The sequence below is a fragment of the Mangrovibacter yixingensis genome (genome assembly GCF_020523985.1).
In the GTDB taxonomy this organism is placed as follows: Bacteria; Pseudomonadota; Gammaproteobacteria; order Enterobacterales; family Enterobacteriaceae; genus Mangrovibacter; species Mangrovibacter yixingensis.
Map to the genome: position 1 here is coordinate 306,327 of NZ_JAIVKM010000003.1, position 16,061 is coordinate 322,387.

The window sequence follows — 16,061 nt, forward strand, 5'->3', positions numbered from 1 at the left end:
GCACGTAAACAAGCAGTACACAAATAAACACGCGGGAGCACCCGTCTCCCGCACTGGCAGGTAACCGTATCACTCTACATGAGGCAGCCCTGGGAACAGAGGCTGGTACCCTATGAGTATTTCAATGACAACAAAGCTCAGCTACGGTTTCGGTGCATTCGGTAAGGATTTCGCTATCGGCATTGTTTACATGTACCTGATGTATTACTACACCGATGTGGTTGGCCTGTCCGTTGGCGCGGTCGGGACACTGTTTTTAGTCGCCCGTATCTGGGATGCCATTAACGACCCCATTATGGGCTGGATAGTCAACGCCACACGCACCCGCTGGGGCAAATTTAAGCCGTGGATACTGGTCGGTACACTGGCGAACTCTGCAGTTCTTTTTTTACTCTTCAGTGCACACAAGCTGGATGGCAATGCGCAACTCATCTATGCCGCGGTGACGTATATTCTCTGGGGAATGACCTACACCATCATGGATATTCCATTCTGGTCACTGGTGCCAACCATTACGCTGGATAAACGTGAACGTGAGCAACTGGTGCCTTACCCACGCTTTTTTGCAAGCCTTGCCGGGTTTGTAACAGCCGGTGTCACCCTGCCGTTTGTAGAAGCCGTTGGTGGCGCAAACCGTGGTGATGGATTCCAGTTGTTTACTCTGGTGTTGATTGCTTTTTTTATTGCTTCTACGCTTGTCACGCTGCGTAACGTGCGCGAAGTGTACTCATCTGACAGCTCTGGTAGCTCGTCTTCCTCAACAACCAGCCTGAAAGCGATTTTGGGGCTGCTGTATAACAACGACCAGTTACGTTGCCTGTTGGCCATGGCGCTGGCTTACAACATTGCCGCTAATATCGTGAATGGCTTTGCCATCTATTACTTCACGTATGTCATTGGCGATGCCAGTTTATTTCCCTGGTATATGTCTTATGCTGGCGCGGCTAACCTTGTTACGCTCATTCTGTTCCCCCGGCTGGCCAGGCGGCTTTCCCGGCGCATACTGTGGGCTGGCGCTTCATTAATGCCCCTGCTGGGCAGTGGCGTATTACTGGTTGCCGCCCTGAGCCAGTTCCACCCGGTGATGGTCATTTTACTGGCAGGCGTTTTGTTTAACATTGGCACCGCGTTGTTCTGGGTTTTGCAGGTGATTATGGTGGCCGACACCGTGGATTACGGCGAATATAAACTCAATGTGCGCTGCGAAAGCATCGCTTACTCAGTACAAACCCTGGTGGTAAAAGGCGGCTCTGCATTTGCCGCATTCTTTATCGCGCTGGTACTGGGGGTGATTGGCTATGTTCCCAATGTCGCCCAGTCTGCCAGCACCCTGGCAGGCATGCAGGTCATCATGATTGTATTACCGGCATTTTTCTTCCTCGCCACGTTATGGCTCTATTTCCGCTACTACAAGCTTAATGGCGACATGTTGCGGCATATTCAGATTCACTTACTGGATAAATACCGCAAACCCGGCTCGGTAAACCCTACAGCGCCGCTTGCCCGCCCTGTAGCCGGGCAGCCTGAAGCCGAGGTATAGCATGGAGTGGCACATATTCGTAGGTTACCTGGCGGCCAGCCTGACCACGCTGTCTTTTTTACCCCAGGCAATAAAAGTCATTACCACCCGCAACACGCAAGGGATCTCTTTGCTGATGTACCTGATGTTTGTGTGTGGGCTGGTGATGTGGCTGGCGTATGGGCTACTGATTGGCGATACAGCGGTAAGCCTGGCTAATTTGTTAACGTTACTGTTTGCACTGCCCATTCTGGTGATTAAATACCGCCAGGGATAACGCCTGGCAGGTAAACCCGCCACAGGAACAGGCCAGCTATACTTACTGGCCTGTTTACACTCAAAATAGTGAATTACTCCTGGCTTGCATCATTCAGTTGTGCGAGATCATCTGGGTTTAATTCCAGGCTCATGGCACGGACAAAGGCATCGACTTGTGGCACCGACGTGGCGCTGGCAATGGGGGCGGTGACCCCGTCCCTGGTGCTCAGCCAGGCAAGAGCCACTTCGGCTGGTTGCGCATCATGGCGGCTTGCCACATTGTCCAGAGCCTCCAGAATAGCCATACCTCGCGGCGTCAGGTACCTGGCAACCCGGTCGCCACGCTTGCCTTTGCTCAGGTCTTGCATGCTACGGTACTTTCCGGACAAGAAACCCGATGCCAGGCTGTAATACGTCACTACGCCAATATTTTCCTGAATACACAGTGCCTGGCGGGCTCCTTCAAACGAATGCCGGTCAAACAGATTATATTCAGGTTGTAACACCTGATAGCGTGGAACCCCGGCGTTGTCTGCCGCGGTCAGTGATGCTTTAAGCTGGTCAGCATCGAGATTTGATGCCCCAATAGCACGAATTTTCCCTGCTTTAAGCAACGTCTCGTAAGCGCCCAATGTCTCTTCATAAGGCGTAGAATTATCTGCCCAGTGGGAAAAATAGAGATCGATGTAATCTGTCTTCAACCGGCGTAATGAGTCTTCAACCGCTTGGGTTATCCAGCGTGCAGACAACCCTTTTTTATCCGGCCCGCCCATATCGGAACCCACTTTGGTAAACAGCACAATCTTATCGCGAACCCCAGGATGAGCCGCCAGCCAGTTGCCAATAATGGTTTCCGATTCGCCCCCTTTATTACCTGGTACCCAGGCCGAATAGACATCTGCGGTATCAATCGTATTGAACCCACGTTCAAGCAGCGCATCGAGCAAAGAGAAACTGGTTTTTTCGTCTGCTGTCCAGCCAAAAACATTGCCGCCAAACACCAACGGCGGAATGTGTAACCCTGTTGTACCTAGTGTGCGTAACTTCATGTCTGGCTCCTGTACATGTTTTTCCATCCCGTAGTGTGGCCGTTCTTCCTCCACAACCAGTGGCTCACCGCCCTGTTGTGATTGCGCCCCCCAAGAGATGAACCTTATGGCAGCGTAGTAACCAGAACCGGGTTCAACATTCACACTCTGTGCGCTTAACCACTTTTTATGTGTCAGTTTGTTCTGAGTGTTTCAGAATTTCCCTTTCGCATCGTATTTTAATGATTACAGAGTAAAAGCCCCTACCAGCATAGTGCGCGCCTGCCCGCCAATGCTCACCCGGCCAGGTTCACCCAGCACGAGCGACAACTCACCACCACGCGCAGAAGCCTGGAACGCATGCAATTGCGTTTTCCCAAGCTCGGCGCACCAGTAAGCTGCCAGAGCGCAATGTGCCGAGCCGGTTACCGGGTCTTCATTCACCCCCACCCAGGGAGCAAAATAACGCGAAACAATATCGAACCCATTTTCGCCACGGGCGCTCACAACAATTCCGCGCCCGGGTAACGCCCGTAAGGCCGCAAAATCTGGTGACAACTGGCGTACAACCGCTTCGCTACTGACCACAATAAAATGCTTCTCACCGAACATGCCCTGTGCTGTTACTTGCTCATCAGTAAGCCCCAGTGCGGCAAGATATGCCTGCCCGGCAGGCACTGCCATATTGGGTGGCAACAGCGGGAAATCCATAGTGATTGCATCCCGCCCTGCCGTTACATGCAACGGGCCAGAAAGGGTTGTGAACGTTAATGTTTCCCCAGTATTAAGCGCGCCGGTTTGCTGTAAAACATGCGCCGCGGCGAGCGTACCGTGCCCACACAAGTTAACTTCGGTAAGCGGGGTAAACCAGCGTAACTGCTGGCTGCCGGGGGTATAAAATGCTGTCTCGGAAACAGCCATTTCAGCGGCAATTTTTTGCAGCAGAGCATCAGGTAGTGGTTCGGGAGTAATACACACCCCGGCAGGGTTTCCGGAGAAGGCCTGGTGCGCGAATGCATCCACCAGGTACATAGCCAGTTCCATGCAGACATCCTCTGTGTTAACGACTGAGCCAACACCCAGTATCACACAGCCTTGGTATTCTGTGCACCTTGAGCCAACAATTCAGGTTTACCTGGCAACAGCGCGCCTTTGCATCCAGTTAGCTATCCAGCGTGATAACACTGGCCCGGTCAGCATCACCAGAATAAATCGCCCGGTTTGCATCGCCATAACGAAGGGTAAATCAACATGACTGGAAGAGGCAATGATTGCCACAGAATCCGCCCCACCCGGGCTGGTTGCCAGGTATGCAGTTAACGGGTCGATACCCGCAAACCGAACCAACAGCCAGGCAAACCCGGCACACACAGCCACCAGGGTTAATACGGAAAGCAGCACGCGGGGCAGCGCATGAGCAGCATGCCGCAGGATCTCGGCGGAAAAGCGCAAACCAATGCCCCAGCCAACAAACGCATAAGCCAGTGCCAACAAGGTTTCTGGCAGTGTAATAACCAAACCACCGGCATCTTGCGCGACCGTTGCCAGCACCAGAGCCAGTAGCATCGGCCCTGCGGGGAGCTTAACACAACGAGCCAGCAGGACACTCCCGGCAATCACCAGTAAAGTGGCACACAGTGGCCATAACGGTACAGCAACAAACCAGTTTATATGGACGGCGGCACCATCCGGAATATCGCTCACCCACAGGCGTGTCACCAGCGTAGCAACCAGCGCCACTACCATAACCCGCAAATACTGCATAAACGCCACCAGGCGCACATCCGCACCAAAGCTTTCCGCCATCAGCGTCATGGCGGTAGCAGCACCAGGTGAAGAACCCCAAATCGCCGTGGAACCCGGCAGAACCTGGTAGCGGGCTAACAACCCACCCAACACCAGACTGGCAACGATGACCGAAACCACGCACGCCAAAAACAGCGGCCACTGATGGGCTATTTCGTTAAAAATATCGGGAGGAATGGCAGCGGCAATCATGGCCCCCACCACTGCCTGCGCACTATGAAATAACGGGCGGGAAATGCTCACCGGGCGGCTGGATGCTGCAAAACCAATAGCCGCAAACATCGGCCCGAGTAATAAAGCCGCCGGTATCTGTACCGCTTCCAGAACCAGAACCAGTAAAGCAGAAATCAGTACCAGCCCGCACCAGCGGGCCAGTGATACCGGCGTATTGATCATCTGGCGTTAACCTGTGCCAGTACATCGGCTGTTGTGCCCGTTTCCCCCAGACGCGGGAAAATACGTTCAATACTGTTCACGTGGGTTTCTGCTGCCAGATCTGCCATAGCATCTACCGCCAGCGCCACGTTGTAACCCAGTTCATACGCCTGGCGAGCGGTGGATTCCACGCCAATACTGGTTGCCACGCCCACCACAATAACCTGGGTCACACCCCGTTGTTGCAGTTCAGTATGCAGTGGCGTGTTGTTAAATGCGCCCCAGGAGTGCTTGGTAACAGTGATGTCGCCAGCCTGTGGGGTCATCTCCGGGATAAGCGTTGCCCAGCCGGCAGGCAGCTCCCCACTGTGGCGCGGTTGTTCGGTACGCCCAGGAGCACCACCAGCAACATTCACCAGCACGACAGGAAGTTCGGCCTTGCGAAAAGCGCTAACCAGCTGGGTGCATTTTTCAATAACCGGGCGAGTATCCTGCGCGGTGGGCAGAGAAACAATGCCATGTTGCAGGTCGATAACAATCAGTGCCGTGTTGGCATCAAGGGTTGTAATAGCCATGTATAACCTCTCAGGATGAATAGTCCGCCAGTTTTTGGAGTAAGGGCACAAGTTGCGTTAATTGCTGCTGCTCTTCCTGTGAAAGCTGGCTCTCCATGGCTTGCAATAACCAGTCATCGCGCATTGCACGGTTAGCTGATACTAATGCCAGACAGGCTTCAGTGGCATGATAACGGGTTTTGCGCCCGTCGTTTGGGTCTGGCTCGCCCGTTACCATGCCTGCGGCCTGTAAACTGGCAACGGTTGCGCCCATTGACTGGGTGCGCACCCCTTCTGCGCCAGCCAGTTCAGTGACCGTCATGGCTCCGTCGCGCACCAAATACCCCAGTACGGCAACCTGAGACCAGGTCAAATCGCCTGGCGGTGCAGATTCGCGCAACCGGCGTGACAGCTTGCCAGCCAGGCTACGCAGGTTGGCGGCGGTTACAGTTAAATCATTCATTTTCTGCACTCCTTACTCCATGCAACCAGTCTACAACTACGAAGGAAAACTTGGTAGTTTACCTTCGTATCATTTTGTAACCATCCTGTTAACAGATACAAAAAAGCCTGCCAGTAACCGGGCAGGCTCATTTTTTGGTGAACACGGGTTTCAGCCAGATCGGGATACCCCCATCATGCCGCGCACCTGAATAAAGCACAGCAGTAATGTGCCCCACAACGCCATGGTGAGATAAGGGCTGACGCCCATCATGTTAAAGCCACTTTCAATGGTTTGCAGAAGAAACAGCGCCAGCACCATACCAATAATGCGCCCGCTACCGCCATCGGGGTTCACCCCGCCCAGAACCGCCGCCAGAATAGACACCAGCAGGTAAGATTCCCCATAAGAGGCTTTGGCAGAATTCAGTTTGGACATCATTAAAAATGCGGCAACCGCACACAACAGCGCAGAAATCACATACACCTGAATCAGCACCCGGCGGGTATTAATCCCGGCATAGCGTGTTGCCCGTTCGTTGGAGCCAATCAGGTAGATGGCGCGGCCCAACGGGCTTTTCTCCAGCAGAACCCACAGCACCACCGCCACCAGCGCAAACAGCCATAAAGGCAACGGGATACCAAACCACTGCGCGTGGTTCAGCCACAATACCCAGCCCGGATAATTAGCGATGGCGCTGCCGCCGGTTATCAAAATATTGATACCTTTCAGCAGAGTCATCATGCCAAGGGTTGCCAGAATGGGCGATACCCGTATCCCGGCAATCAATACGCCATTGCATAAGCCAATAAGCACCGCAGTACCGGCCCCTGCCCCCAGCGCACCCAGTGCGGAAAGCCAACCCGGCGGATAACTGGTTGCCACCCAGGCCATAACCAGTGAACAAGCGTTGGCCGTGCCAATAATCGACAGATTGATCCCGCCGCATAACATGGTCATCGCCATGGCCAGCGCCAGAATCCCCAGCACCGGCATTTGTGACGCCACTGACTGAAAGTTACTGACTGACCAGAAAATATCCGGCATCAGTACACTGAAAGCCACCACCACCAGCAGTAACAGCCCAACCAGGTAAAACTCTACGTTATTACGCCAGGCGATTTTCATAACAGACTCCGGTTCTGGTGCTGGCTCCAGGCGGTCGCGCTGATACTCACAACGATAATGCTGCCGGTAATCAGCGTTTGCCAGTAAGAGGATACGCCCAGTAAATTCAGGCCGTTTTGCACTACCGCCAGCAATATCACCCCCAATAAAGTACCGCTAAGCGAGCCTCGCCCGCCCACCAGGCTGGTCCCGCCGAGTACCACTGCCGCCAGCACTGTCAGCTCATAGCCCAGCAGTGAATCGGGTGCCACGGTTTGAACTGTCCAGGCCTGAACCACACCTGCCACACCCGAAAGAAAACCCATATAGCCATAAACAAACAGGTGCAGCCGCAATACACTGAAGCCAATCCGGCTGGCAGACTCCCGGTTGCCGCCCATGGCGTAGATCTTGCGGCCTGTGGTGGTGAAATTCATGATAAGCGCCGTCAGCCCCACCACCGACAGCATCGCCAGTAATGGCAGGCTCAACCCATAGTCATAGCCATCTGCATCAGTGTATTTGAACAGCATGATGCCTTTTTCAAACCAGGGGGGAAAATCGTACAGCCACACGCCTTTGCTCAGCCATAGCAGCAGGCCGTAGAAGATATTCAACGTGGAAATAGTAATGATGATAGAGGGCACATTCAGGCGATTAACCAGCAGAGCATTGACCAGGCCCAGCAGCACGCCAATGCCGCCAGCCAGTAAAAACGCTACCGCAAAGTTACCGCCAATGTGGTGCAACAACAGAACCATGCCGTACTGGGCAATAATGGTCATGGCGGGAAAAGAAATATCGATGCCACCAGAAATCAGCACCATAAACAGCCCGCAAGCCAGAATGGTTAACATGGCGTAGTTATTCACCAGGTCATACAGGTTACCCAGGGTAAAAAACTCATCACTTTTCCAGGCTAACCCGGCAAACAGCACCACGATCAGCAGCCCCAGCCAGGTTTCGTGGCGTTTCATTAAATCAGCCATTGACCACCCCGGCTATCATCTCTTGGGTACTGTTTTCCGGCAGGAAACTGTGGGTTAACCGCCCTTGCTGCATCACCAAAATGCGGTGGCTCTGGTACCAGGCCTCTTCGATTTCATCGCAAATCATCACCACCGCAATACCATGGTTCGCCAGGTCACTGATAATCTGGTAAATCCCGGCTTTATTGGCGATATCCACACCCACCGTTGGGCTGTCGAGAATCAATAACCGCGGGGTAATCGCCAGCCATTTAGCAATCGACACCCGCTGGGCGTTCCCCCCCGATAGCGTATTCACGGGCAAACGGACATCAGGCACTTTAATGCTCAGCGCTTTTACCAGGCGGGAAACCAGCCCCCGGCAGCGGGTTTCATCAATCAGCCCCACAGTATTGGTGACCTGCGGGAACACCGTGCTGATAACGTTATTCTCAATAGACTGCGCCATCACCAGTCCACGGTTCATCCGGTCTTCTGAGACATAACCAATCCCCTGGCTAATAGCATCCTGGTTACTGCGCAGTTTCACCGGGCGGCCATTAATACGGATTTCACCGCTGTCTGGCCGGGTGAGCCCGAACAGGCTCAGGCAGAGTTCTGTGCGCCCGGCTCCTAACAGCCCGACAATAGACACCACTTCTCCGGCCTCCACCTGAAACGACACATCCTGGTATTCCCCGGCACGGGAGAGATTAACCACCTCCAGCACCGGTGTACTGCCCGCACTCTGGCGCAGCGCCCGGGTCTGGTATTCAAACTGCTGCCCCGTCATCAGGAAACCGAGGTGTTGCGTTGTCATATCGGCGGCCGGGTAAGTACCCACAAGTTCGCCATCCTTAAGAACCGTGATGTTGTCCGACACCGCCAGCACTTCTTCGAGCCGGTGGCTGACAAACACCACACAAATCCCTTTTTCCCGAAGTTGGCGCACCACCGCCAGCAACCCTTCCACTTCCTGGTGAGTTAGCGAAGCCGTGGGTTCATCCATAATTATCAGCCTGGCGTCCTGAGCCAGCGCCCGGCAAATAGCCACCAACTGGCAACGAGCAATAGACAGCGACTCCACGGGCTCATCCAGTGGCAGGGAAACATGAATACTCGCCATTGCCTGTTCAGCCACCTTACGCAGCGTGCGGCGTTTCACCAGCCAGCCGTGGTGGTAGTGGTTAACGGCAATGTTTTCCCACACACTCAGGTTAGGAAACAGCGAGAGATCCTGGTAAATCACCTGGATCCCCTGAGCAACAGATGCCGAAGGTGTCAGGCGCGACCAGTGCTGGCCGCCAAGGGTTATCTGCGCACCGTCATCAGGGCGGTAAACCCCGGAAATAATTTTGATAAGCGTGGATTTGCCACAACCATTTTGCCCGGCAAGGCAGTGCACTTCGCCGGGCAGAAAATCGAGCGCCACATCGTTAAGCGCACGGGTGCCGTGAAAGGTTTTACTGATATGACGCAGAGAAAGAAACGGTTCCATAATCTTAATCCACCAAGGCCTGGTATTGGCGCAAACAGGCCAGAAGGTGATACCCCCTGGCCTTACACCTAACTCAATACAGCGAATCGATATTGTCTTTATTCACCAACAACACTTTGTGGAAACGAATGATGTGTTTATCCATATCCACTTCCGCTTTCCCCAGGTTCTTCACTTCAAAATCCGGTTTGATGGTGCCGCCGTTAAGTAACGTACTGGCGACAGCCGTCAGTGCGTAACCGGCAGTTGCCGGATCGTAGGTGATCCCTTCGGTGATATCGCCACTGCGGATCAGCGAAGCCGCCTGGGATGGGATCATCATGCCGTACACCGCCACTTTGTTTTTCGCACGTTTTTCTTTCACTGCACGGCCTGCGCCAATCGGCCCATTAGAGCCAAAGGAGACAATTGCTTTCAGATCCGGGTAGGTTTTCATCAGATCAAGCGTGGTGCGGCGTGAATCATCCACACTTTCCGCAACTGGCATACGGCGGGTGACTTCGTGCATCTGGGGGTAATGTTCTTTCTGGTATTTCACCAGCAAATCTGCCCACAGGTTATGTTGCGGCACAGTCAGGCTGCCAACATAGATAACATAGCCACCTTTACCGCCCATACGCTTCGCCATGTGCTCAACGTATTCAGCGGCAAATTTCTGGTTATCAATAATTTCGATATCCCAGTTAGCACTGGGTTGCCCTGGGGATTCATTGGTTAACACCACAATACCGGCATCGCGCGCTTTCTTGAATGCAGGCTCCAGCACGTTGGCATCGTTCGGCACGATGGTGATGGCATTCACTTTGCGGGCAATCAGGTCTTCAATGATTTTAACTTGCTGTGGCGCATCGGTACTGGCGGGCCCAACCTGGGAGGCATTTACGCCAAAGTCTTTACCTGCCTGCACCACCCCTTCACCCATGCGGTTAAACCAGGGCATACCATCCACTTTAGAAATATTCACCACGGTTTTTTCTTCGGCGTGCAACGGCGCAGATAACACCGCAGCCCCCATCAGTAATGCAGACAACATACTGGCAATAAATTGCTTACTCATTTTCAGCCTCATTATTTGTTCGTCAGGACAGCGGTAAGAGAACGCGGCATCCACAACCGATAACGAAATGTTGCCGCTTATCATGATTTTGTTACGTTTTTTAACGACAGTCAGATTTGAAAATAGTTGGCACGCCGGAAATATCCTGCTGGAAATATGGATAAACGCGCTGTTATTTTTCTATGTGATGAGACTCACGCCCTGATGCAAAATTAATGGGGAATTACGTGAAAAATTAGCACCCGTGAAATACGACGTAGTTTAAAACCGGCAACATGCCAGTGATAAACGGACAATTCAGGCATATTTTTGCGACCATGGCCGGGTTTCAAAGAAAATAGGTAAAACGGGTGAGCATGGTGGCAACGTTGGTGGCAACCGGGTTGCCACACAAGTCATCCCCACCGTGTTGGCTGGTTTTATACCCGCCCAATTTCAGGCGCGCTACGGCGCAAATGGTAATCAACCTGGTATTCCTGGGTGTTACGGTACATCACGGAATAATTAAGGAATACCCCGCTGTCGTTGTAGGACAACGAACTGATGCGCAGCAAAGGCGTGTGCTCGGCAACATTTAACTGTTCAGCCAATTGCCTGTCTGCCAGCACGGGCGTAAGGCTTTCATAGTTGCCACTAATCGTCAGCCCACACTCCTTTTCAATATAATCAAATTTCGAGCCTTCAAGATGCGCCAGCGATAAATAAGGAAACAGGGTGACGGGCATATAACTGTCTTCCAGCATCAAAGGCTTGCCATCCACGTAACGCAGGCGGCGAGAAAACCAGATCCGGTCATTAACCTGCACCCGCAGTTGCCGGGCAATTGCAGGCGGTGCGGGCATCACAGAAAATTCCAGCACCTGGCTGACAACCTCTTTGCCCTGCAGGCGCAGCACTTCCACCATGCCGCATAAACTGTTGGTTTCTTGGTGAACATCTTTGCGGGCGACAAACGTGCCACTGCCATGGCGGCGCACCACCAGCCCCCAGCTCACCAGTAAATCCAGCGCATTACGAATTGTCATGCGCGCCACACCAAATTCCTGCGCCAGCGCTTTTTCACCAGGCAAAGGGCTACCCACGGCATAATCCGACGAATTAAGGCGCACCCGCAACCGTTCTGCAATTAATTTGTAGATCACTACTGGACCTCTTTTTGCCTCATTCATGAGTAAAATGAACTAGCGTTTCTGTTATAAATTTATTTAAAAACAATAAATTAAATTAAATACCAGTAACCCATTTCCAGTTCATTTCTGCACTTGTCTGGTTTTTCGATAAAAAGTAGACATCAGACACGGAAATAAAACCTTGAGAACTATCACAAACCCTGTTTTCTCACCCCGCTTTTGTATTCGCCAATTCTTATTCTCAATACCGGCCAGCACGACAATGAAATAAGGCCTCTTACCCGGTTGGTTTATGTGAGGATTTTACAATGCTCAGTCAAATACAACGTTTCGGCGGTGCGATGTTCACCCCGGTATTATTATTTCCGTTTGCAGGAATGGTTGTTGGTATAGCAATTATGCTAAGTAACCCGCTTTTTGTCGGGGAATCACTAACCGCGCCTGAAAGTTTATTTGCACAAATTGTTCATATTATCGAAGAAGGTGGCTGGAGCGTATTTCGTAATATGCCGCTGATCTTCGCAGTCGGCCTGCCTATAGGCCTGGCGAAGCAGGCTCAGGCCAGAGCGTGCCTTGCTGTACTAATAAGCTTCCTTACATGGAACTATTTTATTAACGCCATGGGAATGACCTGGGGAAGTTTTTTTGGTGTAGATTTTTCTCAAGACCCAGTTGCAGGAAGTGGCCTGACACTGATAGCCGGAATTAAAACGCTGGACACCAGTATTATTGGTGCAATTGCAATATCTGGCATAGTTACGGCATTACATAACCGTTTTTTTGATAAACCCTTACCCGTTTTTCTCGGTATTTTTCAGGGAACATCATTTGTTGTCATTATTGCATTTCTGATCATGCTTCCCTGCGCCTGGCTAACATTACTGGGTTGGCCCAAAATCCAGATGGGTATTGAATCATTACAGGCATTTTTACGTACTGCCGGTGCCACTGGCGTGTGGATCTATACCTTCCTGGAACGCATTCTTATCCCCACCGGGCTGCACCACTTTATCTACGGCCCGTTTATCTTTGGCCCGGCAGCAGTCGAGGGCGGTATACAGGTTTACTGGGCACAACATTTACAGGCATTCAGCAACAGCAGCGAGCCGTTGAAGGTGCTGTTTCCTGAAGGCGGTTTTGCCTTACACGGTAATTCCAAAGTGTTTGGCTCAGTCGGCATTGCCCTGGCACTCTATTTTACTGCCGCGCCAGAAAATCGGGTAAAAGTGGCCGGATTGCTCATTCCGGCTACGCTAACTGCGGTTCTGGTGGGTATCACCGAGCCGCTGGAATTTACCTTCCTGTTTATTTCCCCTCTGCTGTTTGCGGTTCATGCGGTGCTGGCCGCTTCCATGGCAACAGTGATGTACCTGTTTGGTGTGGTTGGCAACTTTGGCGGCGGCCTGCTGGACCAGTTTTTACCCCAAAACTGGATCCCCATGTTCCACCACCACAGCGGCATGATGTTTACCCAAATTGGCGTCGGCCTGTGCTTTACCGCGCTCTATTTTGTGGTGTTCCGCACCCTGATTCTGCGGCTCAACCTGAAAACCCCCGGCCGTGAAGCCAGTGAAGTGCGCCTGTACAGCAAGGCCGATTACCAGGCCGCCCGCGGGAAAACCCCGGCACCAGCCACCAAAGATACCCGGACCGGCCAGGCTATTGGGTTCCTGGAAGCCCTTGGCGGAGCCACCAATATCGACAGTATCAATAACTGCGCCACCCGCCTGCGTATTGCCCTGGTAGATATAGCGCAAACCCAAAGTGACGACGTTTTCAAAGCCCTTGGCGCCCATGGCGTGGTGCGCCATGGCAACAGTATCCAGGTGATTGTCGGGCTGCATGTCCCGCAAGTTCGGGACCAGCTTGAAACCCTGATGAAAACCGCTTTAACGAATGAATCCAACACCATGACGGAGGCAGTATGACAAATAAATTTTCAGTGGTAATCGCCGGTGGCGGCAGTACCTTTACCCCAGGCATTGTTCTCATGTTGCTGGCAAACCAAGACCGTTTCCCATTACGGGCACTGAAATTCTATGACAACGATGGCGCTCGCCAGGAGGTTATTGCTGAGGCCTGCAAGGTGATTCTCCAGGAGCAGGCCCCTGATATTGCGTTCAGCTACACCACCGACCCGAAAGAAGCCTTTACTGACGTGGACTTTGTGATGGCACATATCCGCGTGGGTAAATACCCCATGCGCGAGCAGGATGAAAAGATCCCCCTGCGCCATGGTGTTCTGGGCCAGGAAACCTGCGGGCCTGGGGGGATTGCCTACGGCATGCGCTCTATTGGCGGCGTACTGGAACTGGTGGATTATATGGAGCAATATTCACCCAATGCCTGGATGCTGAATTACTCCAACCCGGCCGCCATTGTTGCGGAAGCCACCCGCAGACTGCGGCCAAATGCAAAAATCCTCAATATTTGCGATATGCCAATCGGCATTGAAGGGCGCATGGCGCAAATTGTTGGGCTTAAAGACCGCAAACAGATGCGTGTGCGCTACTACGGCCTGAACCACTTCGGTTGGTGGACCCAAATCGAAGATTTGGCTGGCAATGATTTAATGCCGCGGTTGAAAGAATATGTCGCACAGCACGGCTATGTTCCCCCGGCAAAAGACACCCACACCGAAGCCAGCTGGAACGATACCTTTGCCAAAGCGAAAGATGTCCAGGCTCTGGACAGCGCAACCTTGCCCAACACCTACCTGAAGTATTACCTGTTCCCGGATTATGTGGTGGCGCATTCCAACCCAGAAAGAACAAGGGCAAACGAAGTCATGGATCACCGTGAAAAACAGGTATTCAGCGCCTGCCGTGCCATTATTGAAGCCGGCAACTCCAGCGCGGGAGAACTGGAAATAGACGAACATGCTTCTTACATTGTTGACCTGGCTGCCGCTATTGCGTTTAACACCCAGGAGCGCATGTTGCTGATTGTTCCTAACAACGGTGCCATTGCCAACTTTGATGCCGACGCCATGGTGGAGATCCCTTGTCTGGTAGGTAAGAACGGGCCGGAACCCTTAACTGTTGGCGAAATTCCGCATTTCCAAAAAGGGATGATGAGCCAACAAGTGGCGGTCGAAAAACTGGTGGTGGATGCCTGGGAACAGCATTCTTACCAAAAACTGTGGCAAGCAATCACCTTGTCGAAAACCGTACCCAGCGCCAGTGTTGCCAAAGCGATTCTTGATGACCTTATTGAGGTAAATACAGCGTACTGGCCAGAATTAAACTAACCCTTCCTTTGTTGCTTCCCGCTCCCCCGGGAAGCAACGCCCCCGAAAGCCGTATAACGGCCAACCAACTCTGATCGCCCCGCACCAAGCAGCACAATATTTATCTGGCAGATAATGCTGCAACCGCTTTTCGCCGTGAAAAGAGTAACCGAAAAGAGAACCACACTCAGCATGATGTACGGGTATTATCGCTGTCTGAAAAATATACTACAAAAGCCCCAAAAACCTTTGCTGCGGTTAATTAACAACATAGTGATTTAAATCAAAATGCATCTCCCCCAAAACGCGGAGAAATACCATAAAAGACTATTAAAACTTTTTCTGGCGCCAGGTTCTGGTTCTTAGCTACGCCACTTTGCAAGGCAACTTAAAGATGAATTTAATGTGAGGTTTCGATAATGGAAACAGTGGTACAAGGCTCTAACTCATTGGGTGAGTATGTTACCTTGCTACTGGACAAAAACCAGTACGACAAAGATGCAATTATGAAAGCCAGTTATGGTTTGGCAGAATATTATTTTGTGCATATTACCAAAGCGACCACTGAAAAATTGGCTATTTCCTTCTATACCAAAAATAGTGCAGGTAACACGCCGATTATTGAAAATGCGGTCACTCAGTTTTTAAATGCGCTTCATCACAACCAGGCCACCCCTTTACTCCTGGCTGAAACCCACTAACTCATCGACAAAAGACATCGATAATCCGTGAAAAATGGCCTGAGGTGTTAAGGTGCGGGCAATCGAAGCAAAGCGCGTGTATTTACATTACAGGCAGATAACTTTATATTAGCTGAATTATGGCTTTTTCTTAATATTCTCCCTGCCACGGGTAAACAGGCGGGTAATGTTCAGGAACGCTATAAAAAAAATCCCTTCAGCTGAAACAATTCAGCTTGCTAAATTTGCTGCCTTCTCGTTGCAATCTTTACCCGCCCGTGACCAAACCATTAATTAATTCAGCATCTATTTTTTCTATCCTGTTAAGAATCTAAATAAATACTCAACGGCATATAACTTACCTCTTTTACGCATTCCCCCTGGTTTATTCTCATGTGCCCAATAAAGTA

At 51.9% G+C, this 16,061-nt stretch carries 16 protein-coding genes; 5 read left to right on the forward strand and 11 right to left on the reverse strand.

The window, feature by feature from the left end:
• Nucleotides 1–112: 112 nt before the first annotated feature.
• Nucleotides 113–1,540 (forward strand): melibiose:sodium transporter MelB, encoded by a 1,428-nt coding sequence (gene melB / locus LC084_RS15270; RefSeq protein ID WP_226572044.1) that lies wholly within the window; start codon nt 113–115, stop codon nt 1,538–1,540.
• Nucleotide 1,541: 1 nt separating this feature from the next.
• Nucleotides 1,542–1,796 carry a SemiSWEET transporter gene (locus tag LC084_RS15275; RefSeq protein ID WP_226572045.1) on the forward strand — a complete coding sequence of 85 codons (255 nt, stop codon included), beginning with the start codon at nt 1,542–1,544 and terminating at the stop codon, nt 1,794–1,796.
• Nucleotides 1,797–1,869: 73 nt separating this feature from the next.
• Here the strand turns inward: LC084_RS15275 and LC084_RS15280 are convergent, their stop codons facing one another.
• From LC084_RS15280 to LC084_RS15335, 11 genes are all read right to left on the reverse strand, one after another.
• Complete coding sequence (locus LC084_RS15280; protein WP_226572046.1) at nt 1,870–2,826, reverse strand: aldo/keto reductase; 957 nt, start codon at nt 2,824–2,826, stop codon at nt 1,870–1,872.
• Nucleotides 2,827–3,051: 225 nt separating this feature from the next.
• Entirely contained in the window at nt 3,052–3,849 is a 798-nt protein-coding gene (locus LC084_RS15285) for a PhzF family phenazine biosynthesis protein (protein ID WP_226572047.1), read from the reverse strand.
• Nucleotides 3,850–3,936: 87 nt separating this feature from the next.
• Nucleotides 3,937–5,007: an AbrB family transcriptional regulator gene (locus LC084_RS15290; protein ID WP_226572048.1), complete on the reverse strand. Its 1,071-nt coding sequence runs from the start codon at nt 5,005–5,007 to the stop codon at nt 3,937–3,939.
• Nucleotides 5,004–5,561, reverse strand: a complete 558-nt coding sequence (locus LC084_RS15295) for an isochorismatase family protein (protein WP_226572049.1) — start codon at nt 5,559–5,561, stop codon at nt 5,004–5,006. The genes LC084_RS15290 and LC084_RS15295 overlap by 4 nt, the downstream gene beginning before the upstream one ends.
• A 10-nt stretch (nt 5,562–5,571) precedes the next feature.
• Nucleotides 5,572–6,003, reverse strand: a complete 432-nt coding sequence (locus LC084_RS23235) for a MarR family winged helix-turn-helix transcriptional regulator (protein ID WP_264193537.1) — start codon at nt 6,001–6,003, stop codon at nt 5,572–5,574.
• Between the two features lie 150 nt (nt 6,004–6,153).
• Nucleotides 6,154–7,110, reverse strand: coding sequence for an ABC transporter permease (locus LC084_RS15310; protein WP_226572050.1), 957 nt, complete (start codon nt 7,108–7,110; stop codon nt 6,154–6,156).
• Nucleotides 7,107–8,078, reverse strand: a complete 972-nt coding sequence (locus LC084_RS15315; RefSeq protein ID WP_226572051.1) for an ABC transporter permease — start codon at nt 8,076–8,078, stop codon at nt 7,107–7,109. Before LC084_RS15315 ends, LC084_RS15310 begins: the two co-directional genes overlap by 4 nt.
• Complete coding sequence (locus LC084_RS15320) at nt 8,071–9,555, reverse strand: sugar ABC transporter ATP-binding protein (RefSeq protein ID WP_226572052.1); 1,485 nt, start codon at nt 9,553–9,555, stop codon at nt 8,071–8,073. Before LC084_RS15320 ends, LC084_RS15315 begins: the two co-directional genes overlap by 8 nt.
• Nucleotides 9,556–9,628: 73 nt before the next feature.
• A complete protein-coding gene (locus LC084_RS15325; protein WP_226572053.1) occupies nt 9,629–10,612 on the reverse strand; it encodes an autoinducer 2 ABC transporter substrate-binding protein in 984 nt (327 codons plus the stop codon).
• Between the two features lie 328 nt (nt 10,613–10,940).
• The gene (locus tag LC084_RS15330; RefSeq protein WP_226572131.1) at nt 10,941–11,078 is read right to left on the reverse strand and encodes a hypothetical protein; all 138 of its coding nucleotides are present in this window, start codon (nt 11,076–11,078) and stop codon (nt 10,941–10,943) included.
• Entirely contained in the window at nt 11,032–11,754 is a 723-nt protein-coding gene (locus LC084_RS15335; protein ID WP_226572054.1) for a GntR family transcriptional regulator, read from the reverse strand. Before LC084_RS15335 ends, LC084_RS15330 begins: the two co-directional genes overlap by 47 nt.
• A 296-nt stretch (nt 11,755–12,050) precedes the next feature.
• Between LC084_RS15335 and LC084_RS15340 the strand changes: the two genes are divergently transcribed.
• From LC084_RS15340 to LC084_RS15350, 3 genes are all read left to right on the forward strand, one after another.
• The gene (locus tag LC084_RS15340) at nt 12,051–13,670 is read left to right on the forward strand and encodes an alpha-glucoside-specific PTS transporter subunit IIBC (protein ID WP_226572055.1); all 1,620 of its coding nucleotides are present in this window, start codon (nt 12,051–12,053) and stop codon (nt 13,668–13,670) included.
• Nucleotides 13,667–14,992: a 6-phospho-alpha-glucosidase gene (locus LC084_RS15345; RefSeq protein WP_226572056.1), complete on the forward strand. Its 1,326-nt coding sequence runs from the start codon at nt 13,667–13,669 to the stop codon at nt 14,990–14,992. The genes LC084_RS15340 and LC084_RS15345 overlap by 4 nt, the downstream gene beginning before the upstream one ends.
• Nucleotides 14,993–15,390: 398 nt before the next feature.
• Complete coding sequence (locus LC084_RS15350; RefSeq protein ID WP_226572057.1) at nt 15,391–15,672, forward strand: hypothetical protein; 282 nt, start codon at nt 15,391–15,393, stop codon at nt 15,670–15,672.
• Nucleotides 15,673–16,061: the final 389 nt, after the last annotated feature.